The sequence below is a fragment of the Janthinobacterium sp. 35 genome (assembly GCF_002754575.1).
Classification (GTDB): Bacteria; Pseudomonadota; Gammaproteobacteria; order Burkholderiales; family Burkholderiaceae_D; genus Janthinobacterium; species Janthinobacterium tructae.
On sequence record NZ_PEFN01000001.1, the window covers coordinates 2,952,911 to 2,975,710 of the forward strand.

General features: G+C 63.4%; 19 protein-coding genes. 7 read left to right on the plus strand and 12 right to left on the minus strand.

Going from position 1 to position 22,800, the window contains the following annotated elements:
* Positions 1-3 precede the first annotated feature (3 nt).
* Both CLU93_RS13155 and CLU93_RS13160 read right to left on the minus strand, forming a co-directional pair.
* Positions 4-639: an Hpt domain-containing protein gene (locus CLU93_RS13155; RefSeq protein WP_099761793.1), complete on the minus strand. Its 636-nt coding sequence runs from the start codon at positions 637-639 to the stop codon at positions 4-6.
* Positions 640-732: 93 nt separating this feature from the next.
* Entirely contained in the window at positions 733-1,686 is a 954-nt protein-coding gene (locus tag CLU93_RS13160) for a CAP domain-containing protein (protein WP_306594726.1), read from the minus strand.
* A gap of 238 nt (positions 1,687-1,924) precedes the next feature.
* Between CLU93_RS13160 and pssA the strand changes: the two genes are divergently transcribed.
* Positions 1,925-2,695 carry a CDP-diacylglycerol--serine O-phosphatidyltransferase gene (pssA, locus tag CLU93_RS13165; RefSeq protein ID WP_180287996.1) on the plus strand — a complete coding sequence of 257 codons (771 nt, stop codon included), beginning with the start codon at positions 1,925-1,927 and terminating at the stop codon, positions 2,693-2,695.
* Here pssA and CLU93_RS13170 read toward each other — a convergent pair.
* From CLU93_RS13170 to CLU93_RS13215, 10 genes are all read right to left on the minus strand, one after another.
* Positions 2,692-3,618, minus strand: a complete 927-nt coding sequence (locus CLU93_RS13170; RefSeq protein ID WP_099761798.1) for an aldo/keto reductase — start codon at positions 3,616-3,618, stop codon at positions 2,692-2,694. The genes pssA and CLU93_RS13170 overlap by 4 nt on opposite strands.
* 147 nt (positions 3,619-3,765) lie before the next feature.
* Positions 3,766-4,911, minus strand: coding sequence for a D-alanyl-D-alanine carboxypeptidase family protein (locus tag CLU93_RS13175; RefSeq protein WP_071075112.1), 1,146 nt, complete (start codon positions 4,909-4,911; stop codon positions 3,766-3,768).
* Between the two features lie 113 nt (positions 4,912-5,024).
* Entirely contained in the window at positions 5,025-5,678 is a 654-nt protein-coding gene (locus CLU93_RS13180; protein ID WP_099761801.1) for an alpha/beta hydrolase, read from the minus strand.
* A gap of 48 nt (positions 5,679-5,726) precedes the next feature.
* A complete protein-coding gene (locus CLU93_RS13185; RefSeq protein ID WP_034781335.1) occupies positions 5,727-6,044 on the minus strand; it encodes a (2Fe-2S) ferredoxin domain-containing protein in 318 nt (105 codons plus the stop codon).
* Between the two features lie 40 nt (positions 6,045-6,084).
* A complete protein-coding gene (locus CLU93_RS13190) occupies positions 6,085-7,272 on the minus strand; it encodes a VanZ family protein (protein ID WP_099761804.1) in 1,188 nt (395 codons plus the stop codon).
* 10 nt (positions 7,273-7,282) lie between these two features.
* A complete protein-coding gene (locus tag CLU93_RS13195) occupies positions 7,283-7,897 on the minus strand; it encodes an ABC-type transport auxiliary lipoprotein family protein (protein WP_099761806.1) in 615 nt (204 codons plus the stop codon).
* 12 nt (positions 7,898-7,909) lie between these two features.
* Entirely contained in the window at positions 7,910-8,869 is a 960-nt protein-coding gene (locus CLU93_RS13200) for an MlaD family protein (RefSeq protein WP_099761809.1), read from the minus strand.
* Positions 8,869-9,774, minus strand: coding sequence for an ABC transporter ATP-binding protein (locus tag CLU93_RS13205; protein ID WP_099761812.1), 906 nt, complete (start codon positions 9,772-9,774; stop codon positions 8,869-8,871). Before CLU93_RS13205 ends, CLU93_RS13200 begins: the two co-directional genes overlap by 1 nt.
* Positions 9,774-10,907, minus strand: coding sequence for an MlaE family ABC transporter permease (locus CLU93_RS13210; RefSeq protein WP_099761815.1), 1,134 nt, complete (start codon positions 10,905-10,907; stop codon positions 9,774-9,776). The genes CLU93_RS13205 and CLU93_RS13210 overlap by 1 nt, the downstream gene beginning before the upstream one ends.
* 57 nt (positions 10,908-10,964) lie before the next feature.
* Positions 10,965-12,473, minus strand: coding sequence for a B12-binding domain-containing radical SAM protein (locus CLU93_RS13215; protein ID WP_099761818.1), 1,509 nt, complete (start codon positions 12,471-12,473; stop codon positions 10,965-10,967).
* Between the two features lie 141 nt (positions 12,474-12,614).
* Here CLU93_RS13215 and CLU93_RS13220 point away from each other — a divergent pair, with 141 nt between their 5' ends.
* Genes CLU93_RS13220 through CLU93_RS13245 form a run of 6 tightly spaced genes read left to right on the plus strand, consistent with a single transcriptional unit; the run spans position 12,615 to position 22,697 of the window.
* Positions 12,615-14,216: a DUF2138 family protein gene (locus tag CLU93_RS13220; RefSeq protein ID WP_165829223.1), complete on the plus strand. Its 1,602-nt coding sequence runs from the start codon at positions 12,615-12,617 to the stop codon at positions 14,214-14,216.
* A complete protein-coding gene (locus tag CLU93_RS13225) occupies positions 14,213-14,893 on the plus strand; it encodes a DUF1175 family protein (protein WP_257224953.1) in 681 nt (226 codons plus the stop codon). Before CLU93_RS13220 ends, CLU93_RS13225 begins: the two co-directional genes overlap by 4 nt.
* Complete coding sequence (locus CLU93_RS13230; protein ID WP_218968336.1) at positions 14,890-19,440, plus strand: alpha-2-macroglobulin family protein; 4,551 nt, start codon at positions 14,890-14,892, stop codon at positions 19,438-19,440. The genes CLU93_RS13225 and CLU93_RS13230 overlap by 4 nt, the downstream gene beginning before the upstream one ends.
* Positions 19,440-21,134 carry a DUF2300 domain-containing protein gene (locus CLU93_RS13235; RefSeq protein ID WP_099761825.1) on the plus strand — a complete coding sequence of 565 codons (1,695 nt, stop codon included), beginning with the start codon at positions 19,440-19,442 and terminating at the stop codon, positions 21,132-21,134. Before CLU93_RS13230 ends, CLU93_RS13235 begins: the two co-directional genes overlap by 1 nt.
* Positions 21,131-21,928, plus strand: a complete 798-nt coding sequence (locus CLU93_RS13240; protein WP_099761828.1) for a YfaP family protein — start codon at positions 21,131-21,133, stop codon at positions 21,926-21,928. Before CLU93_RS13235 ends, CLU93_RS13240 begins: the two co-directional genes overlap by 4 nt.
* A 40-nt stretch (positions 21,929-21,968) precedes the next feature.
* Positions 21,969-22,697 carry a YfaP family protein gene (locus CLU93_RS13245; RefSeq protein WP_257224954.1) on the plus strand — a complete coding sequence of 243 codons (729 nt, stop codon included), beginning with the start codon at positions 21,969-21,971 and terminating at the stop codon, positions 22,695-22,697.
* Positions 22,698-22,800: the final 103 nt, after the last annotated feature.

A 22,800-nucleotide genomic window follows, 5' to 3' on the forward strand; every position in this document is an offset into this window, starting at 1 on the left:
GCGCTATCGCCGCCGCAGCAGCGCTGCCAGCGCGCCATCGAAATCGAATTCGTGCGCAGCGGCCGCCACTTCCTGGTAGACGTTGACGCCCAGGCTGGCGGCCAGCAGGCTGGCCGAGTTTTCCAGGATGTCGATGGCCGCGCCATCGCCTTCGCGCAGATGGCTGGCCAGGCGCGCCAGCAGCAGCTGGATGGCCGGTGCGGCCGGGTCGGGCGCCATGTCTTGCGCCGCCGTGTGGGTGCTCTCCGGCGTGCCCAGCATGCTGCTGACCGCGCCGAGCAATTGATCCTGCGCCAGTTCCAGCTGCAGCATTTGCCGGGCCAGGTCGGGCGCCTGCGCACGCAGTGCCGACTCCAGGGTTGTCGCCAGGCCGTGCACGTGGCGTGCACCGATCATGCCGGCGGCGCCTTTCAGGGTATGCGCCTTCAGGCGCGCGGAAGCATAGTTGCCCGTGTCGAATTCGGCGCGGATCTGGCACGGCGTGGTGCCGTGGTCATGCAGGAAGCGGCGCAGGATTTTCAGGTACAGGATGCGGTCGCCCATGATGCGGCCCAGTCCGTTCTCGACGTCGAGAATACGGACCATGTCGGATGCCGCCAGGGCGGCATCATCATCGCAAGTGGCGTGTGGTTTCAGCATGCTGTGCAGAGAGCCCCAAAACGTGTCACTGTCGTAAAGCAGAAAGTACTATTTTACATCCTGTCGTGCTCAACACCGCGCCCGCTTGCCACGCTAGCGCGTGCTGAATGACCAGCTGCGCGTGATGTCCGCGCCATTGACTTTGCCGATGAAACTCACGTCATAGGTGGTGGCCGCCAGCAGGGGCGCCAGCGGAATGATGGATGCGGCCGAGACCGGCGTATGCGCATCGTTGCCGCTGGTGAGCAGGCGTACCGCCAGGTCCGCGCCGGCGCCGCGCTGGCGCACGCTGAACGCCGTCACGCTGACTGGCGTGCCGTAGTTGGCATGCACACTGATCGGGTAGCCGACCACATCCTGGTTCGGCACGGGATCGGGCGCTTCGTTATCGCTGGAGAAACTGACGGCCACTTTTTGCTGCCCGCTGAAGGGATAGGTGATGATCTGTCCCGCCGCGAGCCCGGTACCATAGTTGCGGTTGCCTGCCAGGTCGGTGGTGAAATACGCGTAGCCGGCGCCACTGACAGCCGCGCCCGCGCCGCCTTCTTTGAAGAGCGGCTCGAAAATGACGAAGCGGTGATAGATGGCCGTGACCAGTTCTTCCGCCAGGTAAAAGCCGGACGTGTTGCTGGCGCCGGCGATGACTTCGCCCTGCAGCGACGTGACGACGTAGCTGGCCTTGGCCAGGCGGTCGCCCAGTGTGACGCCGGTAAAGCCGGGCTTGCCCTGCACCTGTTCGTGCGCCACCGTATTGTTGAGGTTCAGATAGCTGGAATGGCCCAGGGCGGCGCTGTCGATCAAGCCGTTGCGTACCAGTGGCGACAGGCCGATCTGGCTGCGCCGGTAGTTGAACCAGTTGAAGCCATCGGTGGCAATATTGTTGCTGAGCGCGGGAGCGCCCGGTTCCTGTACCAGCTGCCCTGCCGGGGTCGAGGTGTTTTGCGCAACATTGCTGCTGTCGCTGCTGCCTCCGCCACAGGCGCTCAACAGGGCTGCGCTCAGCAGGGCGGGTATCCAGCGTTTCCAACGCAGTGACGAGACAATCAAGTTGACTCCTGTATAGGTGGGCGGACAGAGGTGGGGGCCGGCGTGCTGCCCGGTGAAACGATTCTAAGGTATTTTGATAGCGCGTAGAGCATCCATGAAAAGATATGTCGTGCGCTCGTGCGCGGACGCTCCCGCAGCTGCGCAGGGTAGAATGAGCGCAGCGCAGCGTTTGCCGCTGCATTGCCTCATTCCCGCTACTTAGATTGCCCATAATTTGAACACCTTGCCCAAGTCGCGCCTGCAGCGCGCCAAATACGCCTTGCCCAGCATGGTGACTTTGCTGTCGATAGCCTGCGGCTTTGCCAGCATCGTCATTTCCGTCGATAACGCCCCGGTGGGCGACGCGGATGCCTACCGCCTGGCGGCAGCGCTGCTGGTGCTGGCCGGCGTGTTCGATGCACTCGACGGCTATGTGGCGCGCCTGACGAACACCAGTTCGCAGTTCGGCGTGCAGCTCGATTCCATCGCCGACGTGATGAATTTCGGCTGTGCCCCCGCCGTCTTGTTGTACTGCTATGGTTTTGTGCAGATGGGCGTGCACGATCCGCTGCTGCTGCGCTTTGGCGGCATGGCCAGCTTCTTCTTCGTCGCCTGCGGCGCCATGCGTCTGGCGCGCTTCAATGTGAATGTGGGGCGCACCGACCCGCTGTATTTCGTCGGCATGCCGATCACGGCTGGCGCCGCCTGCGTGGCGGCCGTGGTGGTGGCCTGGCCGGCGCCCATCGACTCCATGCTGCACAGCTATCTGCTGATGCTGCTGCTCGTCGGCGTGGGCAGCCTGATGGTGTCGACCTTGCGATTCCCCAGCTCCAAGCAAAAGAAAAGCCTGGCCGCGCTGCTGGTGCTGATCCTTGCCGTCGCCCTGCTGGTGTGGCTGAAGACCAGTTTCTTTGCGCTGTTCTTCGCCGTCTACATCGCCGCCACCCTGGCGCTGAACCTGGCGTGGTATCTGGGTTGGCGCGGTATTGCGCTTCCCCAGGTTTTCAACGACCCGGATGAAATAGACTAAGCCACCTCGTGCCCGCGCGCGGCGCGCAGGATGGCGAACCAGTCGCTGCGGCTGAGTGTGAACTGCGTGCCTTCCACAGCCACGCCGACCGCTTCGATGCGGCCCGTGCCCGTCAGCGGCAGGGGCCGGCAAGGCAATTGCATGATCCACGCAAACACCACGCTGGCAAACGGCCGCTGCAGCTGGTCGGCGATCTGCTTGATGACATTGCGCAAATTTTCCACATTCGCATCGCCGCCCTGGAACAGCCGGCCGCCGGCCAGCGGCGACCAGATCATCGGCGCCACTCCCACGTCTTGCAAGCCGTCGAAGGTTTCGTCGAACAGGGGTGCCACGTGCAGCGGCGAAAACTCCACCTGGTTCGTCACCAGCGGGAAACGCCGGTGCAGGCACTCGAACTGGTGGCGGCTGAAATTCGATACACCAAAGTGCAGCACCTTGCCCGCTTGCTTGAGCTGGGTGAACGCGCCGGCGATCTCGTCGAAATCCATCAGCGGGTCGGGACGGTGGATCAGCAGCAAGTCCAGGCGGTCCGTGTGCAGCTGGCGCAAGGTCTGTTCCACGGAGCTGGTGATATGCGCCGCGCTCGTGTCGTAATGCTGGATGGCATGACCGGGGCGGTGCGGCGAGAGCAGCTTGATGCCGCACTTGCTGACCAGCTCCATCTTGTCGCGCAAGCCCGGCTGCAAGGCCAGCGCTTCGCCAAATAGCCCTTCGGCGCTGTAATCGCCATAGATATCGGCATGGTCGAAACTCGATACGCCCAGCGCCAGGCATTGCTCGATGAAGGCCAGGCGCTGCTGCGCCGACATATTCCACTCGCCGATGCGCCACATGCCGGCGACGATGCGCGACAGTTCGGGGCCGTTGGCACTCAAACGGCTGCGCGGTGCTTGCAGGCTGGCGGGAAATACATGGCTCATGGGCTGGCTTTCTGATGGTGGCGTGAAGGGATACCCTATGATTATAGCCAGCTACGCTACAGCATGCTGTGGAGACAGCGGCGGCGAGACAGGCGAAAAAAATGCCCGCAGCATCTGCGGGCATTTTTTATGGAATACGAGAAAAAATTACTTCATCCACAGACGCATCGAATCCCAGGCGCGGCCGAAGATCGTGGCCTGGTTGATGGTTTCCAGCGCCACGACAGGCAGTTCCAGCAGGACTTTATCGTCGACCATCATTTTCAGTTTGCCGACAGGAGCGTTCTCGGCCAGAGGCGCGACCAGCGGGTCCTTGCGTTCCAGCACAGGTTTCATCTTGGCAGCCATGCCTTTAGGCACGGTGACGAGCACGTCGCGGGCAAAACCGATTTTCACGGTGCCTTTCGAGCCCTTCCACACTTCCGGCGTGGCCACGGCCTGGCCTTTCGAGTACAGCTTGACCGTATCGAAGTTCTGGAAGCCCCAGTTCAGCAGCTTCTGGCTTTCCTGCGTACGCGCCTGGTCGGAGGTGGTGCCCAGCACCACGGAAATCAGGCGGCGCTCGCCGGTGCCGCCCGGACGGCGGGCCGAGGCGATCATGCAATAGCCGGCCGCTTCCGTGTGGCCCGTCTTCATGCCATCGACGGTCGGGTCCAGCCACAGCAGGCGGTTGCGGTTAGGCTGGGTGATCTTGTTGTACGTAAAGCTTTTCACGGAATCGATTTTGTAGAATTCCGGGTAATCGGCGATCACGCGCTTGGCCAGCACGGACAAGTCTTGTGCGGTGGAATAGTTATCGGGGCTAGGCAAGCCATGCGGATTGCCAAAACGCGTGTTTTTCAGGCCCATGCGCTGTGCTTCGCGGTTCATCAGCACGACGAACGTACCTTCATCGCCGGCAACGGCTTCAGCCAGCGCCACGGCGGCGTCGTTACCCGATTGAATCATCAGGCCGTGCAGCAAGTCGTCGATCGAGACGGGCGTGGCCGGGTCGATGAACATCTTCGAGCTGCTCGAATCGACTTTCCAGGCGCGCACGGAGACATTTACTTTTTGGTCCAGCGCCAGTTTCTTTTCGCGGATGGCGGCAAACGTCAGGTAGGCCGTCATGATCTTGGTCAACGATGCCGGCTCGATGCGCGCGTCCGGATCTTGCGAAGCAATGATCTGGCCACTCGTGGCATCAAGCAACAGCCAGGACTTGGCGGCGATGGTCGGGGCTGGAACGCTCTGGGCGAAGGCGGCGGATAGGAAAAGTACACTGGAGGCCAGTGCCGCTAAGAGTTTTTTCATGGAGGCTGGTCTGCGAAAAAGATGAAGGCTGAGGGCCATGCCGTTGCAACTTACATGGCCGCGTGGAAAAAACGGATCAATTATAGCCGTGGAGGCGGTAGTAAGCCCACACTTCAATGATCATCGGCTGCGATTGCGGGTTTGTCACCATGCCACAGCGCAATCACGAGGTTCTTGATGTGGTTGAGCTTGCGGTGGAAAAAGTGGTCGGCGCCGGGGATCACGATCACGGGAATGTCCTGTGGACGGGCCCAGTCGAAGACGGCGGACAGGGGAATCGTGTCGTCCAGTTCGCCGTGGATCAAAATGCTGTCGGCGGGAATGTCGGCCATGGCCCATTTGCCGGCCGCACTGCCGATCAGCGCCAGGCGCTCGACGGGCGTGCCGGCGGCGGCCAGGCGTTCCTGCAGTTTCGATTGCACGAAGGTGCCAAACGAGAAGCCGGACAAGGCCACGGGCAAGCCCGGATACAGGCCGACCATGTGTTGATACAGCAATTGCATGTCGTCCGTCTCGCCCGCGCCATGGTCGTGTACGCCTTCCGAGGCGCCCACGCCGCGGAAGTTGATGCGCGCCACTACGTAGCCGAGGGCGACAAACGCGCGCGCCAGGGTTTGCGTGACCTTGTTATCCATCGTGCCGCCGTACAACGGGTGCGGATGGGCAACGAGGGCGATGCCGCGCGGGGTGTCTGCCGGGAAATCGAGCAAGCCTTCCATGCTGCCTGCATGGCCGGCGAGGGTAAATTTTTCCGAATTTCTGTTCATGATGCTCATACTGGTGGCGTAGGCTTAAATTAGGATTAAAGATGGGGCTTAGATTTTCAGGCGTTCTACGATCTTGCCGCCCACCAGGTGCGTATCGATGATTTCATCGATATCGCTGGTGTCGACATAGGTGTACCAGGTCGCTTCCGGGTAGATGACCAGCAGCGGGCCTTCTTCGCAGCGGTCCATGCAGCCGGCCTGGTTGATGCGGATCTTGCCCGCGCCATTCATGTCGAGTTCCTTGATGCGGCGCTTGCAATGCTTTTGCGCCGCTTCCGCGCCATGGTCGCCGCAACTGTTGCGGCCGTCTTCACGTTTGTTCATGCAGAAAAAAACGTGGCGTTCAAAATACGGTGCGTCGCTCATACTGTGCTCCTGCTGAATCGTCAATGCGCCATGATAACGCTTATGGGTGGTCTTCGCGACGCTGGCGCTGCACATCATCCTGCCGGTTCAAACGGTGCGAGGGCAGGCACAGGAACCACAGGGCCATGAAGGGCCACAGCAAGGCCAAAAATTGCGCCGCGCCATTGAAGTTCAGGAACTTGCCTTGCACCCAGCCTTGCAAGGTGGACATGAAGTATGGGTTGATCGGCGTCGTATTCACCATCACCAGGCTCAGCAGCAAGGTGGCGGCCGCGATGCGGCGCTGCGCCACATGGGGCGCGAAGGCCAGGCCGCCCAGCATGATCAGGCCGATCAAAAAGCCGCCCTGGGCACCCGGCGTGATCCAGACGAAGGCGTTTTCGGGCGAAAACAGCAGCGCGCTGGCCATCGAACGCACGATCAAGGCGGCGGCGATGAGGAGCAGCATCAGCGCGGCACGCGGCGCGGCGCGGCGTAGCAGGCATAGCAAGGTGAGCACGGCGCCCGTCATGCCGCAGGCCGTGATGATGGTTTCTGATAGCCAATATTGCTCGACCGTCAATATCACATCGGGCCGCAGATATGCGGCCAGGTCGATCTCCATGCCCATCAGACTGGAGGCCCAGTCCGACAGGATGGGCAGCAATTGGCCCAGGCCGAACAGATAGCCTTGCGGATAGATTTGCGCCAGCGGCCACAAGGCCAGCAGCACCAGGCCCTGGCTGGCGTGCTGGGCAAACCAGCGCTGGCGCACGCGGTACAGATGGCTATGGTCGAGCAGTTTGCGCGCCGTCAGGGCGCCGATGATGGAACCGATCAGGCAGCCGGCCGAGTTCGTATAAAAGTCGAGATTCGACGATACGCGGCTGGGCAAATAGGTTTGCACGGCCTCCATGCTGCCGGAAATCAACATACCGCACAGGCTGGCGATCACGACGGCAAAGAAACCAGTAATCCTTGGAAACAGCGAATACACGATCAATGCGCCCAGCGGGATGTAGCCGACGACGTTGATGCCCACGTCAAAGCCCGTCCAGTAACGGGGCATGCGCGTGTTTTCCAGGAAAGTCAGCGGCGACAGGCCATTGCTGTGCCAACCCGTGAACGGGAACCAGCTGGCGTACACGATCAGGAAGACGTAGGCGAGCAGGGTCGCGCGCGATACGGGCGACGAGCGTGCGGGCGGCAGTGGCGCGGGCGGGCTGGCGGAGGCTGCGGGGTCGGTCATCGTGCTGCGGTCACTCTTTCGGCAGGTTCAGTGTGCCCAGCCATGCCAGCAGGTCGGCGGCGATGGCGTCCGAGGCCGCCGCCAGCGCCTGTGCGCCGCCCTGCGCGTCGGCACTGCCGGCCGGTCCGCTGCGGCTGAAGGTTTTCTGGTCGATCAGGCGGTGGCCGCGGAACAGCGAGGCGCGCAGCGACACATGGCCGCTGCTGCGCGTCTGCGTATCAAAGTTTTGCGAAAAATCATCGACATCGATGCGCAGCAGGGGCATGCCGGCGGCCGCGTCCGTGGTCGACAGCACTTTCACGCCGCTTTGCGCGATGCGCGTTTTCAGGCGCTGGCTCAGCAGTTGCAGCGGCGGCGTGTTCCAGCGGTTGTAGGCGTACGGGCGCGACTGCTGCGCATCGGCATACAGCAGCCGGTAATACATGCGCTGGCTGTCCAGCCAGGAAGGGCCGTTGGCGTCGGCGATCACCAGCACGGGCACGGCTGGCGCCGCCGCCTGCACGGCCGCCTGCGGCGCGGCAGGGCCGAAATCATAAAACGTGGGCACGGGGCCGCGGCTGGCGCAGCCGCCCAGCAGGAAGGCGGCGGCCAGGATCAGTGCGCTGAGATTGCGTGGGATAGGCATGCGGTGTTCTCCTTATTTGCCCGGTGCCGAAAAACCGGGCTCGCCCGGGCCGGGCGGGATGTCTGGGGCGCCGAACAAGATGCTCTGCGGCTGTTCATTGAGCGTGCTCATGGTGGTTTTCAGGGCGCGCATCGAGGAGCGCGCCTCGCCGCTCAGCTCGATTACTTGCGGCAGCACTTCCAGCGATACGCCATTGGCCACCGTTTCCACCGAATTGCCGACCCGGTCGACCGTGCCATTGACCTTGTCGAGCACGCCGCCTGGCGCCTGGATGTCGTTGCCCAGCTTTTTCCACGTGGCCGTCAAATCCGACACGTTCTTGCTGGCCGTGCTGACGGCCGTCAAGGTTTGGCGTGTTTGTTCCGTCAACTGCGGCAATTGCGTCAGGGTCGGTTCCAGCTGCTGCGGAATGGCGCCAAAGGCCTTGGCTGCCTTGCCCACTTCATTGAAGGCGCCCAGCATGGCGGCCTGGTTGTCGGGGCTGAGCAGATTATTCACCTTGTTGGTGATCTGCTCGGCCTGGTCCAGGATGCGCTTGCCGCGCTTTTCCAGCTGGTCGAGCAAGCCGGCGCGCAGGGGGATCAGCGAAGGCTTGTCCTTGCTGGTGCCCAGCAGTTTCGAACCCACGTGCTCGTCGTCGAGCTGGATGTAGGCGATGCCCGTCACGCCCTGGTAACCGAGGCTGGCAAAGGTGGTGTTGGTGACGGGGGTGTCGGGCGCCACGCTGATGTGCACGAGGATTTGCCCCGCCTTTTGCGTGTCGAAATCGATGGCGTCGACCTTGCCCACTTCCAGGCCCCGGTAACGCACGGTCGCCTGCGGGTTCAGGCCCGGCACGGACAGGGTGGTGGCGAGCAAATACGGCACTCTTTCCACACGGTCGCGGTTGAACCAGACGCCGAACAGAATGGCCGCCACCAGCAGGGTGAGTGTAAAAAATCCCGTCATCAGGGCATGTGATCTGTTTTCCATTACTTCTCCGCTTTCTTGTCTGTGCCGGCATCGTCGCCTGGCTGCGCCGCCTTGCCTGCCGCCGCCTGTTTTTCATCGAGGACGGCCAGTGCGCGCTTGCCGCGGTCGCCGAGGAAAAATTGCTTGATGAACGGGTGGTCCACTTCGATCACCTCGCGCGTGGGGCCGATGGCGATCACGTGTTTTTCCGCCAGCACGGCGATGCGCGTGGACAGGGCGAACAGGGTGTCGAGGTCATGCGTGACCATCACCACCGTCAAGCCCAGTTCGCGGTGCAGCGACTGGATCAGGGCGACAAAACTTTCCGACAGATCCGGGTCCAGGCCCGCCGTCGGTTCGTCGAGGAACAGCAGCTTCGGTTCCAGCGCCAGCGCGCGCGCCAGGGCCACGCGCTTGATCATGCCGCCCGACAAGTCCGACGGCATTTTCAGCGCATGTTCCGGACCCAGTCCCACCATGTTCATCTTTAATAATACCGCGTCGTGCACCAGTGCCTCGGGCAGCACGCGCAATTCGCGCATCGGTTGCGCCACGTTGTCGAACACGGTCAGGGCCGAATACAGGGCGCCTTGCTGGAACAGCATGCCCCAGTGGTTGCGCAATTGCTGCAACTGGTCGGAACTTGCCTTGTTGATATCTTCGCCAAAGACTTTGACGCAGCCCCGTGCCGGATGTTCCAGACCCAGCATCTGGCGCAGCAGCACCGTCTTGCCCGTGCCGGAGCCACCCACGATGGACAGGATTTCACCCCGTTCGATTTCCAGGTTCAAGTCCTGGTGCACGACGGTGCGGCCGAACTTGGTCCACAGGTTGGTGATTTCCACCACGGGCGCGCTGCCATGCAGGTTGAACTGGCCATCCTTGCCCCCGCTCACCTTGCAAGCGATATCGGTGTCGTCCGCCATCAGTAGCCCACTCCATTGAAGACGATGGCGAACACGGCGTCGGCCAGGATCACCACGGTGATGGCCGTGACGACGGCGGTGGTGGTGCCGTGCCCCAGACTTTCCGTATTGGCCTTGATGCGCAGGCCGAAGTGGCAGGAGACAAGCGCGATCAGCATGCCGAAAATCACGCCCTTGCCCAGGCCGATCATGTAGTTGGCCAGCGGCACGGCGTCCGGCAGCTTCTGGATGAAGTAGCGCGCCGACAGATTCAATTCCACCTTGGCCGCCACCATGCCGCCGATCAGCGCGGCCGTATCCGTCCAGATGACGAGCAGGGGCATGGAAATGGCCAGGGCCAGCACTTTCGGCATGATCAGGCGGAAACCGTGCGAAATGCCCATCACCAGCATGGCGTCGAGCTCTTCCGTGACGCGCATGACGCCCAGCTGGGCCGTGATGGACGAGCCCGAGCGGCCGGCCACCAGGATGGCCGCCAATAACGGCCCCAGTTCGCGGATGACGCTCATGCCCAGCAGGTTGACCAGATAAATATCGCCGCCAAAGGCGCGCAGCTGCTGCGCCGACAGATAGGACAGCACGACGCCGATCAGAAAGCCGACCAGGGCCGTGATGCCCAGCGCCTGGAAGCCCGCATGGAAGATATTGGCGGAAATTTCACGCCACGGCCCGCGCATGGGATGGCGCGCAAAGCGGCCGATATCCTGCGTCACCTGGCCGACAAGGGCAATAAAACCCTTCAAATGTTCGAAAAACAGCAGGATGGTCATGCCCAGCTTCATCACGGGCGTGAGGCGGTTGGCGCGCGAAGGCGGCGTCTCCAGGGGGCCCGTCTCTTCGATGCGCCGGAAAAACTCTTCCTGCGACGGCGCCAGGGTCAGCTGCGCGGGGCGCTGCTTGCCCCAGGCATTCCAGAACAGCTGGGCGCCGATATGGTCCATGCTGTCGATCTGCGACAGGTCCCATTGCACCTTGGTGTCGCCCTGCAAGGGCTTGAGCTGGGCGTCGATGGCCTTGATGGCATTGTCATGCGCGAGCGCGTGCACCTGCCAGGTGCCGCTGGCAGTGACAAGGGCTCCCTGTTGGGAGCTGGTCTGGGAGAGGGTCAGTTTCGGCGATTGTACAGTCGGCATCGTGCCAGTTTAAGGGAGAATGGCGCAGACCGCCACCGATGTTCAATCGTCACGCTTTCAGGAGGCCAGATGGCGCGCCTGCCGCTGCGGTATTGCCGCCTCCAGGTGCGCCTTCGGCTGGTCGCTGGTCTTGGCGTGGTTTGCCGCTTGCGCGCCGCCCGCATAGTCGCTGGCCACGAGGGCATTGGCCTCGACCGCACTCATGCCGCGCGTCTGCAGCCATTGCGCCACCAGCTTGGCCAGGCGTTCCATGGCGATGCGGTGCGTGGCGTCCGTATGGGCGTACAGCCAGTTCGAAAAGTCCATGAAGTTTTCAAACGGCGACTCGCCCAGCATCCATTGCACCGTATTGGCGAAGCGGCCCGAGTTGGCCACCAGGTCCCAGTAGCGGGCGAAGCGCACCAGGCGCTGCATGCTCATGAAATCGAGCTGTTTATTCGCCAGGATGGTATACGGCGGGTGCGGGTCGAACACCATGCCGTAATTTTCCGTATGGCGGATGATGGGCGTGCCGCGCAGCCGTTTTAGTATGCCGAACTGGATTTCATGCGGTTTCAAGGCCACCAGCTTGTTGAAACCGGCCGCGAAGCTCGCTTCATCCTCGCCCGGCAAGCCGGCGATCAAGTCCACGTGCAAGTGGGCGTTCGATTCTTCGCACAGCCAGCGGATATTGTCGGCCGCCTTTTGATTATCCTGCTTGCGGCTGACCAGCGCTTGCACCTCCGGATTGAAACTCTGGATGCCGATCTCGAACTGCAGTGCGCCGGGCGGGAACTTGCTGATGCCTTCTTTCAAGGCATCGGGCAGATGGTCGGGCACCAGCTCGAAGTGGGCATAGATCGGATCGTCTGGATTCGCCTCGATCTTGTCCAGAAAGAACTGCATGATCTTCAGGCTGGTCTTGATATTCAGGTTGAAGGTACGGTCGACGAACTTGAACAGTCGGGCGCCGCGCGCATGCAGTGATTCCATCTCGGCCAGGAAGTTCTCCAGGGCGAAGGGCCAGGCCGTCTTGTCCAGCGCCGACAGGCAAAATTCGCACTTGAACGGGCAGCCGCGCGACGCTTCCACGTAAATCGTGCGGTGGCGGATATCGTCGTCTGTATACAAGGAGTAGGGCAGTTGCAGTTCCGCCAGAGGCGCTTGCACGCCGGCATGGATCTTCATCAGCGGTTTCGGGCCGTTGAGGATCTCGCCGCACAGCTTGGGGAAGGTGACGTCGCCCCAGCCCGTGATCAGGTAATCGGCCAGCTTGACGATCTCTTGCTCACCCGCCTCGTGCGACACTTCCGGCCCGCCCAGCACGATGATGACGTCGGGCGCCACGCGCTTGAGCATGGCCACCAGTTTGGTGGTTTCCTCGACGTTCCATATATACACGCCAAAACCGATGATGCGCGGCTTGTTCGTCAGGATGCGCTCGACCAGTTCCGTTGTCTTGGTGCCGATGACGAATTCCTGCAACCGCGTCTGCGCTTGCAACGGCCCCATATTGGCCAGCAGATAGCGCAATCCCAGCGAAGCGTGGGTGTAGCGGGCGTTCAGGGTGGAAAGCAGGATGGTCATGGCAGCGATGGAAACGGCGAAACCGCTATTTTACGCTGTCGCGTCACCGGTGCGCTGCGGCCACAAATGCCATGTTACCATTTGTCAATAATTACTAACTTGGCAATGCTTCGGCAGGGCAACAGGGGATACACGGTGCTGGTGAAAAAAGTACTCAATAACAAGGTCCTGCTCGGCTCACTTGCTGGCGTGGCGCTGGTGGCGGCTGCACTGGTCGGCTACCGCGCGTTTGGCTGGGGCGCGATGGGGCCGGTCAACGGCCTGAAGCTGGATTTATCCAGGCCCGATGCGCTGGTCCGCACGAAAAGCCTGTCGGCCTTGCCGCGCGACCTGCTGACGGTGCCGCTGGCGCGCGACGTGCTGCGCGAGGATTTCCTGTTCTATTACGAGCAAAGCGAAGACCGGCTGGGGCTCAAGGGCAGCCTGCGCCGCATCGCCTACGAACATGAACTGGGCTGGGGCGACCAGTTGCTGCGCATGGTGCTGGACCAGCCTGCGGAAGTGGCCTTGTGGCGCGATGCAGACGGCTCGCTCAAGCACTTTTCGATTGCCGTGTCGCGCAGCCAGCTCACGCGTTTGCTCGAGGAGGCGGGCAAGATCGCCTTGAAGGATACGCAAATGCGCGTGGCCGGCAGCTTGCGCGTCGATGGCGACAGCGTGCCCGTCTACGCGCTCAATTACGCCTGGCAGCGCACCTTGCTGTTTGCCGCGCATGGCCAGCGTCTGGTCATCCTGTCCCATCCCGGCATGCTGTATGGCGGCAGTGAAGGCAAGCATGGCGATGGCACGGCCGAGAAAACCGTGGCCAGCCTGCTGGCGCCGGAGCCGGCCAAACAAAACGTCTTTCACGCGCAATTCCATCTCGATCCAGCCGCGCCCGAGGGCCACAGCATCGCCGTCAAGGCGGATTTCCTGTCATTCGGCTACCAGCCTTTCTTCGGCGCGTTAGAGGCGCTGCGCTTCGATTTTCAACACGGCGCCTGGCAATCGAAGGTGCTGCTTAATGCCGATAAATTGAAAAACGGCGGCTACGACAGCAGCGCCCTGTGGCCGCAGTTGCCGCACAACCCGAGCGCCTGCTTCAGCGTGCCGGTCGACTGGACCGCGCTGCAGCCCGTGCTCAAGCGCCTGGGCAGCAAGACCTCGGAACCGGTGGCGCCGCTGGCCGGGCACTTGCAAGGCCCGGCCGCCGCCTGCTGGTACGGCACTTCACGCCTGCATACGCCCGTGTTCGTGGCCACGCGCAGTGCGCAGGCCGGCGATGACGCTGTCTATGGCAGCCTGTTCGAGGCGGCCATCGGCGGCAAGGACCCCGTGCGCAAAACGACCGGTAAAGATGGCGCCGTTCGTTGGGAACGCAGTGTCGCCACGGCCCTGGGCCAGTCCACACCGGCGCTGGCCGTGGCCGGCAATACGGTGGTCTTCTCGGCCGACGGCAAGCTGGTGGACCAGGTACTGGCCGTGCGCCGCAAGCAGGCGCCGGCGGCCAGCGACCTGCTGCCCGATGCTTCCCGTACCATCGGCCTGATCGCGCCGGCGTCGCTGGCCCGGCTGATCCAGCTGGAAGCCTTCGATACCCTGCCGGCGAATAATGAACCGGTACTGCGCGCAGCCGCCAATGAACACCTGGTGCCGCGCCTGAACGCCTTGAAAAAATACCCGCCGCTGCGCATGGTGCTCAAGCGGCAGCCCGCCAGCGGTATTTCGTGGGAAACGCTGGAATGGCAAGAGGCCGCGCGATGACGCTGTGGCATGGGCGGCATGCGCGCCGTGCCGCCTTGCGCTGGATCGCGGCCTGCGCCACCACCGTGGCAATGCCCGCCTGGGCCCTGCGCACAGCCGCCGAACCGCAAGTGCAGCTGTCGCAGGCGCAGAGCCGCGCCTTCCAGGCTTGGATGCTGCGCATCGTCAACGCGCAGATCGAACGGGGACCGTCGCCGCGCTGGACGCACCGCGATTGCGCCGGCCTGGTGCGCTTTGCCGTCAACGAGGCATTGAGCGTGCATGACGCGAAGTGGCTGCATGCGAACGGTATTGCCAGCGACCGGCGCCTGCCGCCCGAGCTGGAACTGGACGCGAAGCAGGCCGCCTTGCGCAACCGCTGGGTGCAAACGGGCGGCAAGGTCGGCCATTTCGTCACGGCGCTGGCGCTGGTACAGCACAACAGCCGTTTCATCGCCCGCGAAATCAGCCAGGCGCTACCCGGCGACCTGCTGTTTTTCGACCAGGGCGACGAACAGCACCTGATGGTCTGGATGGGGGCGCGCATCGCTTACCACACCGGCACCGTCACCCCCGACGACAATGGTCTGCGGACCGTCGATATCAAAGAACTCACGAGCTGGAAGGACACGCGGTGGCAACCTGTGGTCAACAATCCCAATTTCGCCGGGGTGTTCCGGCTGGCGTTCCTGTCATGAAGCTGCTATTTATAGGCCTGCTGGCGCTGCTCATGCTGGGCAACGCCTCCGCGCAGCAGCGCGAGTCCAGCAACGAGTCTAGCAACTACGCCACCTTCAAGGGCGAACCCTTCTTCCTGCTCTCGGACGCCAGTTACGGCAGTCTTGATGAAGCGCGCGTGCGTCTGGAAGTGCCGGGCCGTGACATGGGACGCATGAACCTGGAAGCGTATTCGGGCGCCGACATCGTCATCTACCGTGTGCCCGAACCGATGGAATTCCTGAAAAAACAGCGCAATCTGCACCGTATCCAGGTGGAAGGCAATTACCAGGGCGAAGGCCTGGCCAACACCTTGAGCTTTCTGTGGGATCGCTGGTGGAAACAGTCGCGCCTGGCCTGGCGCAAGCTGTTTTCCGGCGAGGCGCGCCGCGCGGTAACGAAGGAACAGCCGCAGCTGGCGACGAATGACGCCATCCGCCGGCCGACCGTGTTCGCCAACCATCCGCAGTACAAACCGATCAAGGGCATGGAGCTGGTCGACAGCTTCCGCTATCCGATCTGGCAGGCCAAGGCCATCGCACCGCCGAAGGGCGTCAAGCTCGATGGATCGAGCAGCGACTTCATCGTCGCCGGCGCCGGCAATGTGATGATCCCGCTAGGCAAGCGCAAGCCGGGCTTGTACCTGGTCGAAGCGATCATCGGCGAGCACCGCGCCACCACGTTGGTATTCGTGTCCGATACGGTGGCCGTCACCAAGGTATCGTCAGGCCAGATGCTGGTCTGGACGGCGCGGCGCGACAACAGCGCCGCCGTGGCCGGCGCCAGTGTGGCGTGGACGGACGGCACGGGCGTGCTGCAGTCAGCGATCACCGGCGCCGACGGTGTCGCGTCGCTCGAACGCGGCAGTCCCGAACATACGTATGTGCTGGGCCAGGACCGCGCCGGCGGCGTGTTCGTGTCCGAGAATTTTTACTATGACAGCGAAATCTATAACACCAAGATTTATGCGGTGACCGACCGGCCCCTGTACCGGCCCGGCGATGAAGTCAACGTCAAGTTCCTGGGTCGTGAATTTACGTCCGCGCGCGCATCGCAGGCTGCGGCCAGCGCGCCTGTCAGTCTCACCGTGCTCAATCCGAACGGCACACCGCTGCTGACGCAAACGCTGCAGCTGTCCGGTGACACGGGCGCCGACACGCGCTTCCGTCTGCCCACGGAAGCCACCGCCGGCGGTTATGAACTGCGCTTCAATTACAAGGATGGCGTATATGGCGCGGCCTTCCGTGTGGCCGAATACGTCAAGCCGCACTTTGAAATCAACGTCCAGCCATCGAAGCCGGAATTCAAGACGGGCGAGGTGGTCAAGGGCAGCATCGCGCTGCGCTACCCCGATGGCAAACCCGTGAAAAACGCGAAGATGACCCTGTCGCTGCGCGGCCAGCAAAACACCATGGTCGAGGGGGAGCTGCGTTACAGTGGCCTGTTCCCCGTGGCCTTGAAGACCGAGGAAGTGACGAGCGATGGCGGCGGCAATGTGGACTTCACCTTGCCGCCGGCCGCCGATCCCTCGCGCTACATATTGACCGTGCTGGCGACCGATGGCGCGGCCTACCGCGTCAAGGCGACGCGCGAGCTGATGATAGAACGCTCGAGCAGCAGCTACCAGTTGAAGGCCACGCGCCAGTTTTCCGATCCGGGACAAAACGTGCATTTCGACTTGCTGGCCGATGGTCAGGGCGCGGCCAAGCCCGTGCGCTGGCAGATGGTGCAGCTGGAAAAACAGAGCAAGACCGAAGGCGCGTTCGACCCCAACGCCAAGGGCTGGGATGTGACATTCCCGGCCTCGGGTTCGTATCAGCTGACGCTGCGCGACGAGCGCGGCAACCTGCTGGCCGCCGCCAGCCACTGGGTGTCGGGTGATGGCGTGCAGACGACGCCGGGCAGCATCGAGATCGTGCTGGACCGCGCCCGTTATCGTCCGGGCGACACGGCCGAGGCCTTGATCACCTTCTCCGACAAGGTCGACCAGGCGCTGTTCACGCTCGAACGCGACAAGGTAGAACACCATGGCTTGATGGCCGGCGCAGCTGATTGGTATCAGGCGAAGCGCGTGGCGCCGCGCCAGTGGAGAGTGCGCATCCCGGTAAAAGAAGAGCATGGCCCGAACATGACGTTCTCGGTGGCGTACACGCGCAATGGCGATTTCGTCTTCGAGAACGCCGGCCTGCAAGTGATCGAGCCGCGCATCGCGCTGCAGTTCAAGAGTGACAAGGAAGTCTACCAGCCGGGCGAGAAGGTGACGCTGGATGTCAAGGCCACCCTCGATGGCAAGCCATTGAGCACCCTGGTGGCGCTGGGCGTGGTCGATGAAATGATCTATGTGCTGCAGCCGGAAATCGCGCCGGACATCGGCGACTTCTTCTACCATCCGCGCCGCAACAACGTGCGCACCACGGCCAGCCTGTCCTTCATCAGCTACGACATGGCACAGGGGCGCACTGCCGGTGCGCCCGCGCGCCACAACTACAACGAGCGCGGCGTCAAGGTGCTGGAACGTCCGCGCCGCGACAATATCGACACGGCTTACTGGGCGCCATCGCTCAAAACCGACGCGAATGGCAATGCACGCGTGAGTTTTACCATGCCCGACGCGCTGACCCGCTGGAGGATCACCGGCCGCGCGATGGATGAACAGGGGCGCGTCGGCCAGCGCACTGCCTATCTGCGTTCCGATAAAAACTTCTATGCCAAGTGGACGGCGCCCGACTGGATGCGCGCCGGCGATGCGCCGCGCGCTTCGGTAGCCGTGTTCAACCAGACGGGCAAGGAGCAGGCGCTCGACGTCGTCCTCTCCGGCGGGGCACAGCCGAAGACGGAAAAACTGACTGCCAAACCGGGTGTCAACTACGTTGAGTTCCCGCTCGCGGCAGGCAGCGGACCGCTGCGCCTGGAGCTGAAACAGAATGGCAAACTGGTCGATGCGTTAGAGACGGCCATGCAAACCTTGCCCACCGCCTGGAGCAGCCCGCGCTCCTTGGCGTTGCCGCTCGATGGCGCCACCGCGGATATTCCACTCAAGCTGCCAGCGGATGCGCGCAATATCCGCGTCTCGTTCGCGCAGGGCGCGGCCAGCCACTTCGCGCGCATCGCCGACGACCTGATCGACTATCCGTATGGCTGCGTGGAGCAGACGGCGAGCCGCTTGATTCCGCTGGCGCTGGCCACGCAAAGCCTGGGGCCGGACACCGGCGCGGCAAGCGAACGGCTGCAAACGCTGCTCACGGCGCAGCGCCTGCGCCTGGTCTCCATGGCTGGTCCGAATGCCGTCTTCGGCTGGTGGGGCAATGCCACGGCCGGCAATGCCTTGATGACGGCCTACGCCTATTACGCCGACTGGTACGCGGCGCGCGCGCTGCACATCGAGTTGCCGCCCGAGCACTGGAACAAGCTGCTGGCCGTCTACAGCGAACATGGTTTGAAGGATGCGATGGGCGACCGCGCGCTGGTGTTGTGGATGGCGCGCGAGATGGGCCTGCCCACCCAGACGCTGGCAGCCGGCCTGGTGGACGACAGCGGCATCGCCGTCCTGGGCGGCAAGCCGCGCCAGGCGGGCGACAGCGGCAGCCTGCTGCTGGGCGGCGCCTCTGACCGCGAGGCGCAAGCGATGGCGCTGGGTCTGGTGGCGCTGGTCGCCAGCCAGAATGGCATCGCCTTGCCGCATGGGCTGCAGCTGCAAGTGGCCAGCGCCTGGCAAGTCTTGCGCGAATCGAAAGCGCCGGTGGCGCAGGCCTTGCTGATGCTGGCTGGCGAAGTGCCCCCATCGCAGGCCGACGCGGTACTGGCCGGCGTGCGCGCCGAAATGCCGACCCTCGACCGTGCGATGACGTTGATGTGGGTGCAAAAGAAGCTGGGTGGCGCATCGTTCGGCAAGGGGCCTGCCGTGGCGCTGGACGGCGCCTGGCAAAAACGCGACAGCCGCAGCGGCCAGCCGCTCTGGCGCTGGCTTGACGCCAAGGGCTTGCCTGACAAACTGCGTCTCGCTGCATCGACCGCAGCGCCGGCCGGTACGGTGGCCGTGCTGCAGTACGACAGTCACGCGGCCGAAGCGCAAACCTTGCCGGTCGCCGTCGAACGGCGCATCCTGCGCATGAAGGCGGGCAAGGGAGGCTATACGACAGAACTGGTCAAGCCGGGCGAGGCGTTCAGTACGGACGCGCTGTACCTCGATGAAATCACCTTGAAAGCGGCACCGGGTGCGAAGCACCGCTTTGGCTTGCTGGAAGTGGCGCTGCCGCCAGGCGCCATGGTCGAATCGACCACCTGGGGCATGGTCATGGCGGGCGACAAGCCGACTGCGCTGGAACGTGCACGCCACACGGAGCGCCGCGACGGCTATGGCGTGCCGATCGAGCCTTTGGCCGGCGAGGTGACGGTGCGCCATTTGCTGCGCTTCGCGCAAAAGGGCAGTTACGTGCTGCCGCCGGCGCGCTTTTACCGCATGTATCAGCCGGAGCTGAAAGCGTTCGAGGGCGGCGGCAAGACCATGCGCGCGCTGAAGGTCGAGTGATGCGCGCAGCCCTTCCTGCATTGATGGCGACCCTGCTGCTGGCCGCACCTGCCTGGTCGCAGTCATTGTCAAAATCGCTGGATGTCGCCTGGTGGAAGGATGGCAAGACGGAAGTGCGGCAGCTGCGCCAGGGCGGCGTGGCGCTGCCACTCTCGCCGCCGTTTGACGGCACGCGGCAAGTGCCGCTGGCCAGCCTGTGGAAGCTGTTTGTGTATGTATATGCGACCGATAACAAGGTGGCGATGCCGGACTACCGCTGCGGTGGCCGCGATCCGGAAGAAGTGTATTGCTGCGATGCGGGTCAGAGCATTGGCCACGACGCGGCGCTGGCGCAGTCCTGTGGTCCATTTTTTTCGCCGAAACGCCTGATGATTGCGCCGGCGTCATGGCGCCAGTACTGGACCGGCCGCCTGGGTAGCGCACCGGCAGGCGACTTTGCCTGGCTGGCCAATCCCGCGCAGCTGGCACCAAATCGCATGGTGCGCCTGGACAGCCTGCTGCGCGCGCTGGACAGCATACCGGCAGCCAGCCGCCAGGAAGCCGAAGCGGCCCTGCTGCGTGTGGTGCTGGACGGGCGCGGGGCCGGGACGGCGCGCTGGTTCGGCAGCCAGTTACGCGTAAAAACGTATTCCTGGCACCAGGCGGGTGGGCGGATAGGTGGCGCGGCAGGCTGGCTGTCCGATGGCACGCCGATCTGGTTTGGCGGCGCGGGCGGCAGCAGCAATGTCTTTGAGCAGTGGGCGCCCAGGCTAGCCGCCAGCTTGCCGCCAGTGGGTGCGGCCGACGATGGCGGCTGCGTGGTGGTCGATTACTTCAAGCGCTATCCGATCCGTGCCGTGCGCGGCGAGGGTGGCATGGCCGTACCCGGGCCGCTGAATGGCCGCTACCATGTGCAATTCGAGAATGGCCAGAACCTCGCCTTGCGTAGCAACGGTGAGCTGATGCTATTGCAGGAGAAGGGCGGCCGCCCGCAATTGCGCGGCCGCTTCGGCGTCAATGAATATGTGGCGCGTGTGCTCGACCGCGAAGCGAATGCTGGCGAGCCGGAAGCGGCCAAGGCGCTGGCAATCGCCGCGCGCACGTACCTGCAGCAGAACGCGATGACTGTGGCGGGCTGCCAGCAGATCGCCGACAGCAGCGCAACCCAGCGCGTCAGCCCCAGCCCCGCCACGCCGGCGGCGCTGGCGATTGCGCGCTGGACCGACCAGCTGATCGTCGATGGCGTCACCGTGCGCTATCACAGCACCTTGCCATCCGAGGGCACGATGGCGTGGAGCGAGGCGGTGCGCCAGGCCAGACAAGGCAAGCACTATGATGAATTGCTGGCGACGGCCTATCCCGGCGGCGCGCTGAGCACCTTTGGCAATACCGGCGCGCGTTGCCGGCGCCTGGTGCAGAATGAGGATTGGCTGGCGCGCTCCGTGCCGCGCTGGCAGCGCGTGCTGCTGCGCGAGGCCGGCTACGAAGCGCCGCCGCAAGCGCCGCTGGTCTGTGCCCTGTCCAGCGGCGCGCCGTATTCGGAGCAGTCGCGTAACCGCATCTTCATGCGGCCGCTTGCCTCGCGCGAAGACCGCATCACCTTGGCCCATGAATATTTACACCTTGGCCTGCGCCGTCATCCGCGTGGCCAGGACGAAGAATATGTCGAGCGGCTGGCCCGCCGGCTGGTCGACCTTAACCTGGAGTCGATATGAATGTATTCGTCCTGATCGCGGGCGCAGCTGTGCTGGCCCTGGCCGGGCCTTGTGTGCAGGCCGCCGACAAGAGCATGACCACCCCCGTCGGAGGCTGGAACCGCGCGGGATTGACGGACAAATCCAATGAGCTGGCGGTCAATTATCCCTACTCGCTGATTGATCGTGGCGCGCAGAGTGGCCGGCGCATGATACGCGGCGAGCTTGAGAAGGCGGGCAAAAGCCGGCCTGTCCACAAGCTGGTGGTCAATGGCAATCCGACGCCGCTGTACACGGACGATGATGGCCGCTACGCGCGCGCCTATTCTTTCGGCTCCGGCTCGAACAGCATCGAGATCCGCTCGCCCGACGGCAAGCCGGTCAAGCGCGTGCAGTTTTATGAGGCGCACCGCAGCCGGCCGCAGCCCATGATCCGGATTATCGCGGCCTGGGACGACAGTCAGGCCGAGGTCGACCTGCATGTGGTCACGCCCGATGGCCAGCATGCATTCTGGTCGCACCCGACCCTGAGCAACGGTGGCGGGCTCGATGCCGATACCGTCGACGGCCCGGGGCCGGAAAATTTCATGATGACGTCGCCGATGCGCGGGCTATACCAGGTATGGATCAATTACTGGGGTAATTTCAGCGGTGAGGGCTATCACTTTGACGAGAACACGCGCCAGCGGCCCGTCATTACCAGCCGCATTACGCTGGTATTCAACGAAAACACTGCGCGCGAGCGGCGCGAGGAGTTTGTCGTGCCCTTGCGCGGTATCGGCGAACTTACGCTGGTCAAGACTTTCAAGTATTGAGACGATGAAGACACTACCTCTTTACCCTTTGTGCTCTCTGTTGCTGCTGCCATTGTGGGCGCAGGCCCAGGTCACCATCGACGCCCCAAGGAGTGGCTGGCGCAATTCGGCCGGCGCTAGCGAGGAATACACGCAAGCGGTCAACTACCCCGCCGCGTCGGTCAACCTGCAGCCGGGCCAGGCCGAGACGGCGCAGATACGGGGGCGTATCGCGGGCGCTATCAAGGGCAAGCCCGCCACCCTGGTGGTCAACGGCGTGGCGATGCCGATGGAAGTGGGCGAGGACGGCAGCTATGGGCGACCGTATGGCTTCGGCAGCGGCTCGAATAGCGTGGAAGTGCGCTCGCCCGATGGCCGGAGCCGCGCACGCACCCAGTTTGTAGACAGCTACCAGGGCAAGACGCAGGCGCGCCTGCGTATCGTGCTGTCGTGGGACAGCCCCGGCACCGACCTCGATCTGCATGTGGTCACGCCGGACGGTGGCCACGCCTGGTATGGCAATCGCGTCTTGAAAGATGGCGGCGCGCTGGATGTGGATGTGACTACCGGCTATGGCCCGGAAATCTTTTCCAGTGCCGCGCCCCTGAAGGGCAACTATCACGCCTATGTCAATTACTACGGCAGCGGCGAGAACACCGCCATGTTGACGGTTGCCCGCTTATCGATCATCACCAACGAAGGCACGCCGCGTGAAAAGCTGCAGAGCTTCCAGGTGCCGATGCGGGCCGCCGGCGAGCTGACCTTGGTGAAATCGTTTGTCTTGCCATAAAAATGGCCGCAAATAGCCCTTGCCGGGTGCGTGGGGCAGGGCTATAATTCGCCCCCTCGCTGAACGATGCATGCAAATGCCGAGTGAAGCGGGCAAAAAAGAA

What these genes read in the sequence shown, in the direction of transcription:
- CLU93_RS13205 (WP_099761812.1), bottom strand. Translation starts at nt 9,774, where the DNA reads ATGGCGGACGACACCGATATCGCTTGCAAGGTGAGCGGGGGCAAGGAT.
- CLU93_RS13200 (WP_099761809.1), bottom strand. Translation starts at nt 8,869, where the DNA reads ATGGAAAACAGATCACATGCCCTGATGACGGGATTTTTTACACTCACC.
- CLU93_RS13235 (WP_099761825.1), top strand. Translation starts at nt 19,440, where the DNA reads ATGCGCGCAGCCCTTCCTGCATTGATGGCGACCCTGCTGCTGGCCGCA.
- CLU93_RS13240 (WP_099761828.1), top strand. Translation starts at nt 21,131, where the DNA reads ATGAATGTATTCGTCCTGATCGCGGGCGCAGCTGTGCTGGCCCTGGCC.
- CLU93_RS13190 (WP_099761804.1), bottom strand. Translation starts at nt 7,272, where the DNA reads ATGACCGACCCCGCAGCCTCCGCCAGCCCGCCCGCGCCACTGCCGCCC.
- CLU93_RS13170 (WP_099761798.1), bottom strand. Translation starts at nt 3,618, where the DNA reads ATGAGCCATGTATTTCCCGCCAGCCTGCAAGCACCGCGCAGCCGTTTG.
- CLU93_RS13215 (WP_099761818.1), bottom strand. Translation starts at nt 12,473, where the DNA reads ATGACCATCCTGCTTTCCACCCTGAACGCCCGCTACACCCACGCTTCG.
- CLU93_RS13185 (WP_034781335.1), bottom strand. Translation starts at nt 6,044, where the DNA reads ATGAGCGACGCACCGTATTTTGAACGCCACGTTTTTTTCTGCATGAAC.
- CLU93_RS13230 (WP_218968336.1), top strand. Translation starts at nt 14,890, where the DNA reads ATGAAGCTGCTATTTATAGGCCTGCTGGCGCTGCTCATGCTGGGCAAC.
- CLU93_RS13180 (WP_099761801.1), bottom strand. Translation starts at nt 5,678, where the DNA reads ATGAACAGAAATTCGGAAAAATTTACCCTCGCCGGCCATGCAGGCAGC.
- CLU93_RS13195 (WP_099761806.1), bottom strand. Translation starts at nt 7,897, where the DNA reads ATGCCTATCCCACGCAATCTCAGCGCACTGATCCTGGCCGCCGCCTTC.
- CLU93_RS13175 (WP_071075112.1), bottom strand. Translation starts at nt 4,911, where the DNA reads ATGAAAAAACTCTTAGCGGCACTGGCCTCCAGTGTACTTTTCCTATCC.
- CLU93_RS13225 (WP_257224953.1), top strand. Translation starts at nt 14,213, where the DNA reads ATGACGCTGTGGCATGGGCGGCATGCGCGCCGTGCCGCCTTGCGCTGG.
- CLU93_RS13155 (WP_099761793.1), bottom strand. Translation starts at nt 639, where the DNA reads ATGCTGAAACCACACGCCACTTGCGATGATGATGCCGCCCTGGCGGCA.
- CLU93_RS13210 (WP_099761815.1), bottom strand. Translation starts at nt 10,907, where the DNA reads ATGCCGACTGTACAATCGCCGAAACTGACCCTCTCCCAGACCAGCTCC.